We start from the raw sequence: 14,751 nt of genomic DNA on the forward strand, positions 1-14,751 counted from the left end.
GTGCGTTTGCTCATTCCGCCAGCAACACTGCTTTTATGTCTTCCTTCTGCTGCTATTCAGGTCGTGACGGCGAAGGTGCTAAACCCAAAATAAGCGCATCGCCGCCAGTAAGCTTACTCATATTCCATATAGATAATAATGGTGCCGACCACGGTGCCAGGTGATGCGTTCGCTGCATCAAAAATTTTATAGCGTGCACCAATATCGATCGCCGTCAGCGATGAAACGAGATCTTTGCCTTTGGTCATCGCTGCCAGTGAGGTTGATGCGGAGTCATAACCGGTCGTGAATTTCAATGGATCAGAAAGGGTGTTAAACAGCTGAAATCCAATGCCTGAAGAGGTGGAAGAGGCATTCCTGACGATATAATTAGCACTATCAACAATATCGTTACTATAGGCGCGCAGGTTAAACGTTTTCGTTGCCTTACTGTCAATGCTTCCACTGCAGGAGAGGGGAATAGAGAAGCGCGTATCCGAGTAATCACCGGATTTAAGGGTAAACAGCGTTGTAGAAGGCAGGGTGAACTGCTGATTCTGGATGCTGCAGGTCGTGCTGACCGGCACAAATGAGATATCGATCGACGCAAATCCTTTTAGATCGATATAAGAAGCGGACGCGGCTGCAGCTTTAGTCGCTACCAGACCACGAAGCGCACTGGCAGTAGGATAAGCAGTACTGCCGTTCGATGAGATCAAATACATCAATGGAAGTTCTGTCTTGCCATTGGTGGTGGCGGTATCATAAGTAGTGCTGTCTGTTATTTCAGCATGAATTGTAATGTCAGTATCAAAATCGGAAGCCGGATAATCCTGTGACAGTCCCGCACTAAAATTTTTACTGGTCACCGGAAGAGATGCCGTAAATTTGATGTAATTTTCCTGGTCGCCTGTCGTGAATTTTACTGTGTAGCCGCCTTCAAGACCGTTACGGTAATAGAGGGTTTCACCACCATTGGCACAGCCCAGTTTAAATGCCGAAAAATTTGAGCTACTGGTGACGGAATAACTGCTTGCCAGTGAAAGCATATTAGCCAGATCAATATCACTTGTTGTGGAAGTGGCAACAGTCGCCTTATCAGTAGCCAGCGTATAAGGGTTACAATATGCCAGCGCCTGATTAATTGAAACGATGGCGAGTGCGAAAAATAATCCCGAGGCGATTAACAGATTCTTTATAAACGTGTGCATAGATTATCTCCGGTGAGAACCGCGTTTTTAATTACGCAGGACTGCTGTTTATCGGTCCGTGCCAGAATATAGTCAGGCAGGGTATCGGCTTTAACGTAAATAAGCCCACCCTGCGCCACATACCCTAATTCGCCACCTTTACGGTCGAACAGAGCGGCACCAAACGCCAGCGGCGTTCCATCTGTATAGCGCGCCTGCAGAGAAAAGGTTTTACGGGTATCCGTAATGTATTTCACATAAGAAATACTGCCTTTCCACGGCGCAATTTTTTTTATATTTCCCTGAATATCACTGGCTGATTCAGAGTTAAGATAAAACGTATTTTTACGCCACGGCGTCGCGAAGGGCACCAGCGCCTTACCCTGACTGTTAGTATAAATTGTCGCGTTACCATTAACTTTCGCACCCGCAACGCCTGGCGCATCAATAATCACGAAGTGATTACCGGTCTGTGGTGACGTTAGCAAGCCGTGCTGAGAGAGCAGAATCGTTCCCGAAGCCGTCGCGCCATATTGGGTATATTTCTCGCCCTGTGTCAGATTCCCGGTAAAGGTCGACCACGGAGAGGCATAAGAGAAATAACCGCCGGATGAGGCACCGTCACGGCTTCGATTATTCACTAACAGGTTATACCTGAACGCGTCTGAAACCTTTTCATTCCAGCCCAGCGAGGCGCTTGACTGGCTTCCCTCAACACTGGATGAAGCACTGACTGTGCCATCGTGCCCAAATAGGCTCCAGGGAATGCTGAGTGTTAAACTGGCGTACTCTTCCTGGCGATAAACCGCCTTACTGCGATTCTCTTCATACAGTTCAGCATTGGTATAGATTCTTTTGCCTGCGTTAACTGACCAGGAAATCTGATTATAAGTATTGCTCCATCCCACACTAAACTGGCGAGAGACTTTTTCGGTATTCCAGTAACCCACAGCGTACAGGCTGGCGTTTAACCTGCCGAAACCGGCTGGCAATTGTTGATCAATTGCCAGGTTCAGACTGTTCTTTTCCTGAGCTCGATAGCCTATACGGTCACTGATATATTCAGCGGTAGTGTCTGCCTGACTCAGCGTAATGAAATTTTTGTCGCTGTAAGAGGCCGCAACAGTGACGGATGTTCGGGTTGGAAAATGTTTATTCAGTGCTACCCGGACTTTCTCACCCTGCTGCTTATCCTCTGCTAAATTTGCCTGGGTATATTGATAGCTGGTGGTGAGTGTTCCGAGCCACGGAACGAGCAGACCGGTACCAATCAGTCCGGACTGATATTTTTCGGCAGCTATGGCACCGGTCACCAGCGTCAGATAATTATTGATCCCCCGGCTGTACTCTGCCTGTAAAAAATTACTCTGTCTGAACAGGGCGTCACTTTTGAATTTACCGGTATACATTGCCCAGTCGGTTGAGCCGCTCCTGAGCAGGCTGCCTGCAGACGAATAAGGAATGACGGTTGTAGTTTTACTGCCATCCGCGTTTTCAATCACCAGATAGAGATCGGAACGTGAACCGGTTGGCATCAGATCACTAAACTCAAAAGGGCCCGCGGGTACGCTTTGCTGAAAAACGATCCGGTCATCCTGCAGCACTTTAACTATCGCATTGGTTTGTGCTATGCCGCTGATCACTGGCATATAAGTTCGGTAGCTGTCCGGCAGCATGCCGAGATCTTTAGTCAGACTCACGCCACGGAACTTTACACTGTCAAACCAGGATGAACTGGTATTATCTTCACCCACTTTAACCGTCGAGCTTATTGAAGGTAGAGATTTTTCAATATAACGAGAACGGTTAATCCATCTTGAATCGGTCTGATTTCGATAATAGTAACTATTATCGCGCAGATGCCAGTCAGCAACATTAAACCCGCTGTTCAGGGTCAGGTAGAGGTTCGACTGGTCATTACTGTTATTGTATTTTCCTCCGGAATAGATTGCGCTGTAATTAGTGAAAAGTCCGGTGATACCTTTATCCCACAGTTCCGGCGGCATCCAGTTGCGGTCGTGCGCAATAATACGAGCCTGCGGGACGGTAATATCCAGCTGGAAAATATCCTGACGAAACTTAAGCGCGTCGCCAGTGAGAATATCCTGCAGGTCAACCCAATCCTGGTTCAGCGGCGTCAGTATCTTATTGTGTGCGTCAGGGTCGCTTTTGATATCTAAAGCACTGATATCTTTTCTGGCAATAAGAAAGACGCCATTCCCTTCTACTCTTAGCTGATGATTACCTTTCCACTCTTTATTAACATAAATATCCACGCTGTAGACGCCAGGAGAGATAGGGTTTCTCTCACCGGACCAGGCTTCATTCGAGGCGCTACCGAGCATAAAGCCCTGATTAAATTCTTCCTCAGCATAGCTGCGAATACACACAGCGATGCTGATGAAAAGTAACGTTGTTTTTAAAAGAGTCAGTCTGGTGTTCATTAGCGGCTGATATCAACTGTTCTTAAGGTTCCGAAATCATCAATATATGTCAGATAAAATTTCCCCTGGATGGACAAGCCCGCAGACTTACCTGTCGAAGCGCAACTAAAGGGTTTTGCCAGCACGGTTTCCTGCAGCAGGTTATCTTTTTTGCTGCCATTCCTGACTTTGCTTAATCCTGCCACGGTGACGTAATAGGGCGAGCTATTATTAATACAAATACCATTATTATCATGGGTCAGCTTAAGATAATCCTGTAGTTTATTTTGATCGACACTCAGATTAGCGGGGCGATAAAAAACTTTGACGCGGTTTCTGACAGCGAACTGGAGGTAGCTACCGCTTTTATCTTTCGGGTTAGGTGGGATATCAATGAAATTCAGCCAGAAGAGGCTTTCACGATCTTTTGGCAGCGAGGCTGCCAGATTGTTTTTTACTACAGTCAGAATCTGGCCATCATTGGCGCCGATGCGCACTACCGAGGGTACGACAGCCAGTGCCAGCCGGAGGTTTTCAGGCTTCGCATCAGGATTTCCGTTGTCTATCCATGACTGAACGAGATGAGCTTCTGCTGATTTATTGACGAGCTGTACGTTGACGCTTTTCCTGTCACCACTATAGATAACACGCGTATTATTCATCACCACGCTGGCGTTTGCGCTTAATGAAATAATGCACAGCAATGTGCCTAAAGAAACGAGTTTCATTTTCAGTCCTCATTTTTAGACATCCTTGTCTGAGCGAAATATCCTGTTTTACAATTAATCGTAATTGAAGGTATAAGTTGCAGTGGTCACTACTGAACCGGCTGTTACTGCTGCGCCACCGTAGTTGTAGTAGTTGGCATAGTAGTTAATAGCGCCAGAAGCTGGTGCGGTATCAAAGTTTGTACCATCTGAAGAGGTGGTTTTCAGGCCAGTGTCCAGCGCCGTGTTCAGGGTAACCAGCTGACTACCATCTTTAGTAATACCAATGCCTACACCGCTGGAGGTACCGGTTGTGTTTTTCAGGTAGGTGTTATCATCAGAAACATTTCCGCCTGAAAAGGTGATTTTCAGCGTTTGCGCTGTAGTGCTAGTGCTGTTGAAACCCGAACAGCCATCGACATTCAGCGTAAACTGTTTTGCATTCGTCGGAATGACACCGACCGTAGTTCCCATGTCGCTGCTGGTGACCGGATTTAAATCAACGGCGAAGTCACTTCCGCTGTTAGTTGTTACGTTACAGGTTGCATCAGTCACCGCACCGTAAAAGGTGATTGTGCCACCGCCGACGTCAGCGGTAGTCGAGGTGGCGAAAGCGACCTGGCAGGTCATTAACAGGGCAATTCCTGCAGTGATTTTATTAAACGCTAATTTTTTCATTTTTATAATCCTATTATTGAGTCTGATTAATGTGGCGTGCGTTGCTACATTAAAAAAGCTCTTAACGTGATGACGCAGGATTAATTACCCGGTCCTGGTTGTGTGTAATTAACAGGAAGTGGCCAGGCGCGAAAATAAATGTTTTTTCAGGACTTAACTTTTTCTCGCCTTAATAAAATTAAAGCAAAAAAATAAATAAGTTACCAGTCCGGTTTTTACAGCATCGCGTCAGGAATTAAGCTTTCCTGTTGGCGGTAAATGTAACAAAAAATCCGGTCGTGCAATATATGTTGAGGGTTATATATATTTATTCAAATGCTGATGAGGGTTAATATAAGGAAAGGATTTTGTTAGGTGCTTTCAGATTCTATTAACCTGTATTCCAGGATGGGAATATTCTGAAGGTATTAAGAAGTAAATTGACAAGAGGTCAAATTAATTTACGGTTGATGAGCGCTAAATGCAAACGATAATAGCTGCTCTTGCATACTCATCTTTCCTCAGCGAACGATTTCCATCTTTTTGCCGTCAGTGTGTCACGGAGTCATGCTGCCAGCAAAACCTGCACAGCATGACTCTGATTGACTGACTGTTACTCCGCCTTTTCCTGCTCTTCGCGCTGACGGCGTTTCTCCTGCTTCCGTTTTTCCGCCTTCGCTTTCGCTACTGCCGCCTCACTCATGTCATTACGGATCTGTGCGTGGCTGATCAGCGCAAAAATCAGGGTGCCGCCGGTAATGTTGCCAAGCAGCGTCGGCAGGGCAAACGGCCACAAAAATTCATGCCAGCTGATAGTGCCGTTAAACACCAGATAGAGCACTTCGACCGAGCCCACAACGATATGTGCGAGATCGCCCAGCGCAACCAGCCAGGTCATCATGACAATGACCAGCAGTTTAGCGCCGCCCGCAGAGGGGAACATCCAGACCATGGTGGCGATAATCCAGCCGGAAATCACCGCATTAGCAAACATCTCGCCAGGGGTGTGTTCCATCACCTTCATGCTGATATTGGTAAAGGCCTGACGGGTGGCATCGTCAAATATCGGCATCTCATTGAACGCCAGCGCACCGAGTGCCGTACCGATTAAATTTCCGAATAAAACAATGCCCCATAACCGCAACAGCAGACCCGCATTACTCCAGGTCGGTTTGTGCATCACTGGTAACACGGCGGTAACGGTATTTTCAGTAAACAGTTGCTGGCGCGCCATAATAACGATAACAAAACCAAAGGTATAACCGAGGTTTTCCAGCAGGAATGCGCCGGGTACGCCATCCAGATGCACCTGAAATATCCCCTTCGCCATCAGCGAGGCACCCATGGATAAGCCCGCCGCAATGGCTGACCAGAGCAGCGCCACACCGTCGCGCTCCAGCTCCTTCTCCCCATCCTGGCGGATCTCTTCATGGATGGCGGCGGCGCGGGAGGGTAAAGCCTCCTCATCGACTTCGATGTCAGTGCCCTTATCCTTCTCTTCACTCTCTACGTCGTTTGGACCCTGTTCATTACCTGATGAAGGCTTCATATTTTCTCCGGGTGATAGTGCTGTCGCGTAATAAGCGTAGCCGTTTTTTATTTGCTGATAATGTAACGACCAGTGCGAATAAGCGTAACAACGTTTTTCGGAACTGCATTTTTATTCAGACTCTTTGCGATATCGCACGAATAAGCTACTGGTATCGAAACTGAGCGGTAGCTCACACTTCGGCCCACAGCAACATTGTGGTAATATCCCGGCCACTTTTAGCTGGTGCGATTCTCCCCTCGATGTTGGAAATCATTACGCTCACTTGTGCATACGACGAACGCGCGCTGTTCCGGCGGCTCTCTTTTCGTGTCTCTGCTGGTGACATTGTGCAGATTGAAGGCCCCAATGGTGCCGGAAAGACCTCGTTATTGCGCCTGCTGGCGGGTCTTAGCCGTCCGGAAGAGGGTGAAATACGCTGGCAACAGCAGCCCATCCTGCGGCAGCGCGAAGCCTGGCATCAGGCGATGCTTTATCTTGGCCACCATCCCGGTGTCAAAGGCGTACTCACGCCGCTGGAAAATCTGCGCTTTTACCATCCCGGTTGCAATGATGCGCAGATCTTTGCAGCACTCGAAAGTGTCGACCTCACGGGTGACGAAGAGGTGCCGGTCAGCCGGTTGTCGGCGGGCCAGCAGCGTCGGGTAGCGCTGGCGCGGTTGTGGCTCAGCCAGGCCCGCATCTGGATTCTCGACGAGCCGCTGACCGCTATCGACAAAGCGGGTGTTAAAAAATTAATGGCGAAATTCGCCCGGCATGCCGATAACGGTGGCGCAGTGATCCTGACAACCCATCAGGATTTGCCCGCGGATGCTGCGCAGGTGCGTAAAATTCGCCTCGACGACGGGGAGGCAGGCTGATGCTGTTTCGCCTCATCCAGCGTGAATTGCGCATCGCTTTTCGCAGCGGTGCGGATGTGGTTAATCCGCTCTGGTTTTTCCTGATTATTATTACCCTGTTTCCGCTGGGAATCGGACCTGACCCGCAACAGCTGGCGCGCATTGCGCCGGGCGTTGCCTGGGTTGCCGCACTGCTGGCGTCGCTGCTGGCGCTGGAACGGCTGTTTCGCGATGACTTCAGTGATGGCTCACTGGAGCAACTGATACTGCTCCCCACGCCACTGCCGGTAACGGTCATTGGCAAAGTGGTGGCGCACTGGCTGGTCACCGGTGTGCCGCTGATCATTCTGTCGCCCCTGGCCGCGCTGCTGCTGTCGCTGGATTTTAATGGCTGGAGGGCGATGGCCCTGACGCTGCTGCTCGGCACGCCAACCCTGAGTTTCCTCGGCGCTATTGGCGTGGGTCTGACGGTGGGTTTACGGCGTGGCGGTGTGCTGCTGAGCCTGCTGGTGCTGCCGCTGGCGATTCCTGTCCTGATCTTCGCCAGCGCGGCGATGGAGGCAGCCAGTCAGGGATTGCCGATTGGTGGTTATCTGGCGATTCTCGGCGCGATGCTGCTGGGCAGCGCCACGCTCGCGCCCTTTGCCACGGCAGCGGCGCTACGCATTACTTTGCAGTAACCGGCTTGTATCCACCGCGCGTAAAAGACGCGGCAATACTCTTTTATCGTTAATGTGAGCATCTGATATGTGGAAAGCGTTACATCAGCTGGCCAGGCCTGAACGGCTTTATCAATTTTCGGGGCGACTGGTGCCCTGGTTTGCCGTTGCAGGGCTGGCGTCGTTGCTGCTGGGCTGGGTATGGGGATTCGGATTTGCCCCTGCTGACTATCAGCAGGGCGACAGTTTTCGCATCATGTATATCCATGTACCCGCGGCGATGTGGTCGATGGGCATCTATGCCTCAATGGCTATCGCTGCCTTTACTGGTCTGGTGTGGCAGATGAAAATGGCCGATCTGGTCTCTGCCGCCATGGCTCCGGTGGGCGCGGTTTTTACCTTTATTGCGCTGGTCACCGGGTCCGCCTGGGGCAAGCCGATGTGGGGCACCTGGTGGATCTGGGATGCGCGTCTGACCTCGGAACTGGTGCTGCTGTTCCTCTATATGGGTGTGATTGCGCTTTATCACGCTTTTGATGACCGCCGCACCGCAGGCCGGGCCGCCGGAATTCTGATTCTGGTCGGCGTGGTCAATCTGCCCATCATTCACTTCTCGGTGCAGTGGTGGAATACCCTGCATCAGGGCTCATCAGGCATTCTTCAGCAGGCAATTGCGCCGGTCATGCGCACACCGCTGCGCTGGGCGATTCTCGGTTATCTGCTGCTGTTTATCACGCTGACGCTGATGCGGCTGCGCAACCTGATCCTGTTAACTGAACGTCATCGTCCCTGGGCGATAGATGTGGCGAAGCAGGGAGAGCAGGCATGACCCCGGCATTTACCTCCTGGTACGCCTTCTTTGCGATGGGGGGCTACGCCTTCTTCGTCTGGCTGGCGGTTATCTGCACGCTGCTTCCGCTTATCGGCCTGACGCTGCATACCCTGTTGCTGCGACGTCGCCTGCTGGCTGAGATTCGCCAGCGCGAGGCGCGGGAACGCCGCATCCGGGCGGCGAAAACGAAAAAAGCCGCGGCTGAAGCGGCAGGAGAGACATTGTGAATATCCGTCGACGCAACCGTCTCTATGCGGCAGTAGCGATCCTGCTCGGCCTCGGCCTGGCCACCGCGCTGGTCATGTATGCGCTACGCTCAAACATCGATCTGTTCTATACCCCGGGTGAAATCCTCTACGGTAAAGGCGAGGCGCACGAGAAGCCGGAAGCGGGTCAGCGGTTGCGCGTCGGTGGCATGGTCATGCCCGGCAGCGTCCGGCGCGATCCCAATACCCTGGCGGTATCGTTCAAACTTTATGATGCGCGCGGTGTGGTCAGCGTCAGTTTTGAAGGCATCCTGCCGGATCTGTTCCGGGAAGGGCAGGGCGTTGTCGCACAGGGCGTGCTGGCGGCGGGCAACCAGGTGATCGCCAAAGAAGTGCTGGCGAAACATGATGAGAAATACACGCCGCCGGAGATTGAAGACGCCATGAAAAGTAATCACATCGGCCCGCAGTCGTTATATCAGGCGGGAAATAAATCCTCATGATGCCTGAAATCGGAACCTTTCTGCTCTGCCTGGCGCTGGGGCTTTCGCTGCTGCTGAGCAGTTATCCGCTGTGGGGCGCGGTGCGCCAGGATGCCCGCCTGATGGCAATGGCGCGTCCGCTGGCCTGCGGCCTGTTTGTCTGCATCGCGGCGGCGTTTGCGCTGCTGGTCTGGGCCTTTATCAGCAACGACTTTACCGTTGCCTATGTCGTCACGAACTCCAACAGTCTGCTGCCGGTCTACTACCGCATCGCCGCCACCTGGGGCGCGCACGAAGGTTCACTGCTGCTGTGGGTGCTGCTGCTCAGCACCTGGACACTGGCGGTGGCGATCTTCAGCCGCGGGATGCCGCAGGATGCGCTTGCGCGCGTGCTGGCGGTCATGGGAATGATTAACCTCGGCTTCCTGCTGTTTATCCTGCTGACCTCCAATCCGTTTAGCCGCACGCTGCCGGACTTTCCGATAGACGGGCATGATCTGAATCCGATGCTGCAGGATATCGGTCTCATTTTCCATCCGCCGCTGCTCTATATGGGCTACGTCGGCTTCTCGGTGGCGTTTGCCTTTGCCATCGCCTCACTGATGGCCGGACGGCTCGATACCGCGTGGGCGCGCTGGTCGCGTCCCTGGACGACGGCGGCCTGGATCTTTCTGACGATTGGTATCGTCCTTGGCTCGGCCTGGGCCTATTACGAACTGGGCTGGGGCGGCTGGTGGTTCTGGGACCCGGTTGAAAATGCCTCATTTATGCCGTGGCTGGCGGGCACGGCCCTGATGCACTCGCTGGCAGTCACCGAAAAGCGCGGCACCTTTAAAGCCTGGACCGTGCTGCTGGCGATTACGGCGTTTTCGCTTAGCCTGCTGGGGACATTCCTGGTACGATCCGGCGTGCTGGTGTCAGTGCATTCTTTTGCCTCCGATCCGGCGCGCGGGATGTTCATCCTTGCGTTTCTGGTGATCGTTATCGGCAGTTCACTGCTGCTCTACGCCATTAAAGGCGGGCAGGTGCGTGGCCGGGTTCAGAATGAAACCTGGTCGCGGGAATCGTTCCTGCTGGGTAATAACGTGCTGCTGATTGCCGCGATGCTGGTGGTGCTGCTTGGCACGCTATTGCCACTGGTGCACAAGCAACTGGGGCTGGGCAGCATTTCGGTCGGTGAACCCTTCTTCAACACGATGTTCAGCTGGCTGATGGCACCGTTTGCTTTGCTGATGGGGATCGGCCCGCTGGTGCGCTGGCGTCGCGATGAACCGCAGAAGCTGGCAAAACGGCTGGCGCTGGCGCTGATTGTCACTCTGGCCTGTTCCATGATCGTTCCCTGGTGGCTGCAGGATCGCATCGAAGCGATGACGGTGGTGGGTCTGCTGATGTCGCTCTGGATTATCGTGCTGACGCTGCTGGAACTGCATGAGCGCGCCACCCATCGTCATCCGTTCTTTGTGGGTTTACGTCACCTGTCACGCAGCCACTGGGGCATGGTGCTGGGCCATCTTGGCGTGGGTGTGACGGTGATTGGCATTGCCTTCAGTACGCAGTACAGCGTGGAACGCGACGTGCGGATGAAAGCGGGTGATAGCGTCGATATTCATCATTATCACTTTGTCTTCCGTGGCGTGCAGAATCTGCAGGGGCCTAACTACAGTGGCGGCATGGGCATTATTGATGTCACACGCAATGGCAAACATGAAGCGACGCTGCAGGCGGAAAAACGCTTTTATACCGCCGCCCGCACCATGATGACCGAAGCGGCGATTGATGGCGGTTTCAGCCGCGACCTTTACGCGGCGCTGGGAGAGGAGCTGGAGGATGGCGGCTGGGCCGTACGCATCTACTACAAACCCTTTGTCCGCTGGATCTGGTTCGGTGGTGCGCTGATGGCGCTGGGTGGGCTGTTCTGCCTGTTTGATCCCCGTTACCGTTCGCGCAAAAAAGCGGGCCCGGAGGCACGGACATGAACAAGAAAATCCTGTTTATTCCCCTGATGCTGTTTCTGCTGCTGGCGGCCGCGCTGCTGTGGCAGCTGACGCGTAATGCCGATGGTGACGATCCGACCCGTCTTGAATCGGCTCTGATTGGCAAACCGGTGCCGCTGTTCCGGCTGGAAGCACTGGATCAGCCGGGCAAAACGTACGATCAGCGCGTGCTGACAGATGGTAAACCGATATTGCTGAACGTCTGGGCGACCTGGTGTCCGACCTGCCGCGCTGAGCATCACTATCTGAATACGCTGGCGGAGCAGGGCATTCGCGTCGTCGGGTTGAACTATAAAGACGATCGTCAGAAGGCGGTTAACTGGCTGAATACGCTGGGCAATCCCTATGCGCTAAGTCTCTACGACGGCAACGGCATGCTGGGGCTGGATCTCGGCGTCTATGGCGCGCCGGAGACCTTCCTGATCGACGGTAAAGGGATCATCCGTTATCGCCACGCGGGCGATCTCAATGCGCGCGTCTGGGAGCAGGAAGTGAAACCCTTGTGGATAAAATACAGTGCGGAGGCGGGATCATGAAAATGCTGTTTCTGCTCTGCGGCCTGCTGTTCAGCATCAACCTGTGGGCAAGCATCGACACGCTGCAATTTGACTCGGAGGCTCAGGAAGAGCAATACCGCGATCTGACCGCGTCACTGCGCTGTCCGAAATGCCAGAATAACAGCATTGCCGACTCGAACGCGATGATTGCCGCCGACATGCGACTGAAAGTCTATCAATTGATGAAGCAGGGCCAGAGTCGCCAGCAGATTATCGACTACATGGTGGCGCGTTACGGCAACTTCGTCAGCTATTCGCCACCGGTCACGCCTTCTACCCTGATTCTGTGGGCGGGTCCCGCGCTGTTTGTGCTACTGGGTGGCGCCGTGATCATTCTGCGCAGTCGTCAGCGCAAAACCCGCAGTGAGCTGGATGAAGATGAGCAACAGCGTCTTAATGCGCTACTGAAGTCAGACAGGAAGCCGTAATGAGTGCATTCTGGATTACCCTTTTTTTGTTGCTACTGGCAGCCTGCACGCTGTTTCTGGCGGCAGGCTGGCGGCAACGTCAGGCGAGCGCCGGCGATCGCGATCGCCTTAATCAGCGTTTCTATCATCAGCGTATAGATGAGCTGGCGCAGGATGAAGCGCAGGGCGTCGTTGCTGAGCGTCCGCTAATGGAGCGGGAGCTACAGCAGGCACTCCTGGCGGATATTCCGCCAGCACAGACGCTGCGGTCACACAGCAGCCGCCGCTGGATTCTGCTGCCAGGTTTGATCGTACTGGTTGCGGTTTCGCTGGGGACTTATCTGAAAACCGGCGGACTGGCACAATACACCGGCTGGATGCAGGTGCAGCAGGCGTATCCTGAGCTGCGCGCCCGTCTGATGGACCCCGGCGCAAAATCGCTAAGCATGGAGGAGCTGGCGCGTTTACAGCTCGGATTGCGTACCGCGTTGCAAACTGAACCGGATAATCTGGCCGACTGGACAATGCTGGGACGGCTCGGCATGGTGCTGAATAATGCGGAGATTGCCAGCCAGGCCTTTGAGCATGCACTACAGCTGGCCCCCAACGATCTGGCGCTGAAGCAGGATTATGCAGAGGTGCTGACAAGATCCGCCGATCCGCAGGATAACCGTCAGGCATCACTGCTGCTGCAATCGTTGCTTAAAGCTGATCCGCAAAACCTGCGGACGCTGAGCCTGCTGGCGTATAACGCTTACGGTCAGCAACAGTATGATCAGGCTATTGATGCATGGCAGACTCTGCTGGGTCTGTTGCCTGCCGGTGATTCGCGACACGCGATGATCGCCCGCAGCATTGAAAAGGCCCGAAGCGACGCCGGGCAGCAGAGTCGTCAGCTGGCGCTGACAGTGACGCTGACCCCAGAGGCAGAAAAAATGTTACCGCAGGACGGAGTGTTGTATATTTCGGTTTCTGACGGGGATTCACCGGTACCGGTGGCGGTTAAGCGTATGCCACTCAGCCACTTCCCGCTGACGCTGACGCTGGATGACAGCAATGCCATGATGCCGAATCGCCTGCTTTCGGCGCAGCATCAGGTTGAGGTCCGGGTGCGGATTTCCCGCGATGGCAGCGCCAATCCGCAGCCAGGCGACTGGCTGGGTCTGAGCGCGGTGACGCCCTGGGATGGGCATCAGCCGATCGCGGTGGAGATCAATAAGCAGCTACCCTGAACGTCAAAATGATAACGTTAGAAATGATGCGTGCCATTGCCTGCTGCCTCTGGCACAAAGTCAGCTATGCTCATCGGATAAGCCGATACGACAGGGCTGTGACCTGAACGATGGGCTGACCTTTTTCATCCGCACAGGGAGATTGGAATGAATTATCGCCTGACCAGCCTGGCTGTCGCCAGCGTCCTTCTGGTGGGTTGTGCCAGTTCAAAGCCGGCGAATAGCGATCCTGCGCAGCGCAGCGATCCATTTGAAGGCTTTAACCGCACGATGTTTAACTTTAACTACAACGTGCTGGATCCGTACGTGCTTCGTCCGGTCGCTGTGGCCTGGCGTGATTATGTGCCGGTCCCGGCACGTACCGGGCTGAGCAATTTCCTCGGCAACCTGGAAGAGCCAGCCAGTATGGTCAACGCCATTCTGGTCGGTAACGGACGTGATGCGGGTATTCACTTTACCCGTTTCTTCCTGAACAGCGTGCTGGGACTGGGCGGTTTCATTGACGTTGCCGGCAAGGCGAACCCGGAACTGGCGCGTGAAGAGCCGCACCGTTTCGGTACCACGCTTGGTCACTATGGCGTCGGCTACGGGCCTTATGTTGAGCTGCCTGCTTACGGCAGCTTCACGGTGCGTCAGGATGGCGGCGACTACGTTGATACGCTTTATCCGATCCTCGGCTGGCTGACCTGGCCAATGTCGATTGGTAAATGGACGCTTGAAGGGATTGAGACCCGCGCGCAGCTGCTGGACTCTGATGCAATCCTGAAACAGCAGAGCGATCCGTACGCCTTTATCCGTAACGCGTACTTCCAGCGTCACGACTTCCTGGCACGTGGCGGCAAGCTCAAGCCGGAAGATAATCCTAACGCAGCCGCGATTCAGGATGACCTGAAGGATATTGACGCCGAGTAATCGCCCGCGCTGAGCAGCCAGGGATGGCGGTTTTGCGTCTTTGTGCAAGGCGTATGCTCCCTGAACCATTAAGCGATCCACGTCCATAAAAAAGGGCGACTCACCAGAGTCGCCCTTTATGATCGT

Annotated in this window: 15 protein-coding genes; 10 read left to right on the top strand and 5 right to left on the bottom strand. The window is 53.5% G+C overall.

The window, feature by feature from the left end; all coding sequences use genetic code 11:
• Positions 1–113 precede the first annotated feature (113 nt).
• From K6R05_RS05745 to K6R05_RS05765, 5 genes are all read right to left on the bottom strand, one after another.
• Positions 114–1,190, bottom strand: a complete 1,077-nt coding sequence (locus K6R05_RS05745) for a fimbrial protein (protein WP_161733460.1) — start codon at positions 1,188–1,190, stop codon at positions 114–116.
• Positions 1,175–3,559: a fimbria/pilus outer membrane usher protein gene (locus tag K6R05_RS05750; protein WP_222925172.1), complete on the bottom strand. Its 2,385-nt coding sequence runs from the start codon at positions 3,557–3,559 to the stop codon at positions 1,175–1,177. Before K6R05_RS05750 ends, K6R05_RS05745 begins: the two co-directional genes overlap by 16 nt.
• 53 nt (positions 3,560–3,612) lie before the next feature.
• The gene (locus tag K6R05_RS05755; protein ID WP_222925173.1) at positions 3,613–4,320 is read right to left on the bottom strand and encodes a fimbrial biogenesis chaperone; all 708 of its coding nucleotides are present in this window, start codon (positions 4,318–4,320) and stop codon (positions 3,613–3,615) included.
• A gap of 54 nt (positions 4,321–4,374) precedes the next feature.
• Positions 4,375–4,977 carry a fimbrial protein gene (locus K6R05_RS05760; protein WP_161733454.1) on the bottom strand — a complete coding sequence of 201 codons (603 nt, stop codon included), beginning with the start codon at positions 4,975–4,977 and terminating at the stop codon, positions 4,375–4,377.
• Between the two features lie 592 nt (positions 4,978–5,569).
• Positions 5,570–6,505, bottom strand: coding sequence for a formate/nitrite transporter family protein (locus K6R05_RS05765; protein WP_161733452.1), 936 nt, complete (start codon positions 6,503–6,505; stop codon positions 5,570–5,572).
• Positions 6,506–6,747: 242 nt separating this feature from the next.
• Between K6R05_RS05765 and ccmA the strand changes: the two genes are divergently transcribed.
• The 10 genes from ccmA to mlaA all read left to right on the top strand — a co-directional run bounded on the left by ccmA (position 6,748) and on the right by mlaA (position 14,625).
• The gene (ccmA, locus tag K6R05_RS05770; RefSeq protein WP_222925174.1) at positions 6,748–7,365 is read left to right on the top strand and encodes a cytochrome c biogenesis heme-transporting ATPase CcmA; all 618 of its coding nucleotides are present in this window, start codon (positions 6,748–6,750) and stop codon (positions 7,363–7,365) included.
• A complete protein-coding gene (gene ccmB, locus K6R05_RS05775; RefSeq protein WP_222925175.1) occupies positions 7,365–8,024 on the top strand; it encodes a heme exporter protein CcmB in 660 nt (219 codons plus the stop codon). Before ccmA ends, ccmB begins: the two co-directional genes overlap by 1 nt.
• 67 nt (positions 8,025–8,091) lie before the next feature.
• The gene (locus K6R05_RS05780; protein WP_161733446.1) at positions 8,092–8,832 is read left to right on the top strand and encodes a heme ABC transporter permease; all 741 of its coding nucleotides are present in this window, start codon (positions 8,092–8,094) and stop codon (positions 8,830–8,832) included.
• Complete coding sequence (ccmD, locus tag K6R05_RS05785; protein WP_161733444.1) at positions 8,829–9,062, top strand: heme exporter protein CcmD; 234 nt, start codon at positions 8,829–8,831, stop codon at positions 9,060–9,062. The genes K6R05_RS05780 and ccmD overlap by 4 nt, the downstream gene beginning before the upstream one ends.
• Entirely contained in the window at positions 9,059–9,544 is a 486-nt protein-coding gene (gene ccmE, locus K6R05_RS05790) for a cytochrome c maturation protein CcmE (protein WP_161733442.1), read from the top strand. Before ccmD ends, ccmE begins: the two co-directional genes overlap by 4 nt.
• The gene (locus K6R05_RS05795) at positions 9,541–11,499 is read left to right on the top strand and encodes a heme lyase CcmF/NrfE family subunit (RefSeq protein WP_161733440.1); all 1,959 of its coding nucleotides are present in this window, start codon (positions 9,541–9,543) and stop codon (positions 11,497–11,499) included. The genes ccmE and K6R05_RS05795 overlap by 4 nt, the downstream gene beginning before the upstream one ends.
• Positions 11,496–12,053: a DsbE family thiol:disulfide interchange protein gene (locus K6R05_RS05800; protein WP_161733438.1), complete on the top strand. Its 558-nt coding sequence runs from the start codon at positions 11,496–11,498 to the stop codon at positions 12,051–12,053. The genes K6R05_RS05795 and K6R05_RS05800 overlap by 4 nt, the downstream gene beginning before the upstream one ends.
• On the top strand, positions 12,050–12,502 hold the full coding sequence (locus K6R05_RS05805) for a cytochrome c-type biogenesis protein (RefSeq protein ID WP_222925176.1): 453 nt from the start codon (positions 12,050–12,052) through the stop codon (positions 12,500–12,502). The genes K6R05_RS05800 and K6R05_RS05805 overlap by 4 nt, the downstream gene beginning before the upstream one ends.
• Positions 12,502–13,713 (top strand): c-type cytochrome biogenesis protein CcmI, encoded by a 1,212-nt coding sequence (gene ccmI / locus K6R05_RS05810; RefSeq protein ID WP_222925177.1) that lies wholly within the window; start codon positions 12,502–12,504, stop codon positions 13,711–13,713. The genes K6R05_RS05805 and ccmI overlap by 1 nt, the downstream gene beginning before the upstream one ends.
• Positions 13,714–13,860: 147 nt before the next feature.
• Positions 13,861–14,625 carry a phospholipid-binding lipoprotein MlaA gene (gene mlaA, locus K6R05_RS05815; RefSeq protein WP_137229673.1) on the top strand — a complete coding sequence of 255 codons (765 nt, stop codon included), beginning with the start codon at positions 13,861–13,863 and terminating at the stop codon, positions 14,623–14,625.
• The last annotated feature ends 126 nt before the right edge of the window (positions 14,626–14,751 follow it).

Origin of the sequence: Pantoea alfalfae (assembly GCF_019880205.1) — a bacterium.
GTDB classification, from domain to species: Bacteria; Pseudomonadota; Gammaproteobacteria; order Enterobacterales; family Enterobacteriaceae; genus Pantoea; species Pantoea alfalfae.

Excerpts from the sequence above, each read along its gene's own strand:
- K6R05_RS05745 (WP_161733460.1), bottom strand. The coding sequence starts at position 1,190 with ATGCACACGTTTATAAAGAATCTGTTAATCGCCTCGGGATTATTTTTC.
- K6R05_RS05755 (WP_222925173.1), bottom strand. The coding sequence starts at position 4,320 with ATGAAACTCGTTTCTTTAGGCACATTGCTGTGCATTATTTCATTAAGC.
- K6R05_RS05760 (WP_161733454.1), bottom strand. The coding sequence starts at position 4,977 with ATGAAAAAATTAGCGTTTAATAAAATCACTGCAGGAATTGCCCTGTTA.
- K6R05_RS05765 (WP_161733452.1), bottom strand. The coding sequence starts at position 6,505 with ATGAAGCCTTCATCAGGTAATGAACAGGGTCCAAACGACGTAGAGAGT.
- ccmA (WP_222925174.1), top strand. The coding sequence starts at position 6,748 with ATGTTGGAAATCATTACGCTCACTTGTGCATACGACGAACGCGCGCTG.
- ccmB (WP_222925175.1), top strand. The coding sequence starts at position 7,365 with ATGCTGTTTCGCCTCATCCAGCGTGAATTGCGCATCGCTTTTCGCAGC.
- K6R05_RS05780 (WP_161733446.1), top strand. The coding sequence starts at position 8,092 with ATGTGGAAAGCGTTACATCAGCTGGCCAGGCCTGAACGGCTTTATCAA.
- ccmD (WP_161733444.1), top strand. The coding sequence starts at position 8,829 with ATGACCCCGGCATTTACCTCCTGGTACGCCTTCTTTGCGATGGGGGGC.
- K6R05_RS05795 (WP_161733440.1), top strand. The coding sequence starts at position 9,541 with ATGATGCCTGAAATCGGAACCTTTCTGCTCTGCCTGGCGCTGGGGCTT.
- K6R05_RS05800 (WP_161733438.1), top strand. The coding sequence starts at position 11,496 with ATGAACAAGAAAATCCTGTTTATTCCCCTGATGCTGTTTCTGCTGCTG.
- K6R05_RS05805 (WP_222925176.1), top strand. The coding sequence starts at position 12,050 with ATGAAAATGCTGTTTCTGCTCTGCGGCCTGCTGTTCAGCATCAACCTG.
- ccmI (WP_222925177.1), top strand. The coding sequence starts at position 12,502 with ATGAGTGCATTCTGGATTACCCTTTTTTTGTTGCTACTGGCAGCCTGC.
- mlaA (WP_137229673.1), top strand. The coding sequence starts at position 13,861 with ATGAATTATCGCCTGACCAGCCTGGCTGTCGCCAGCGTCCTTCTGGTG.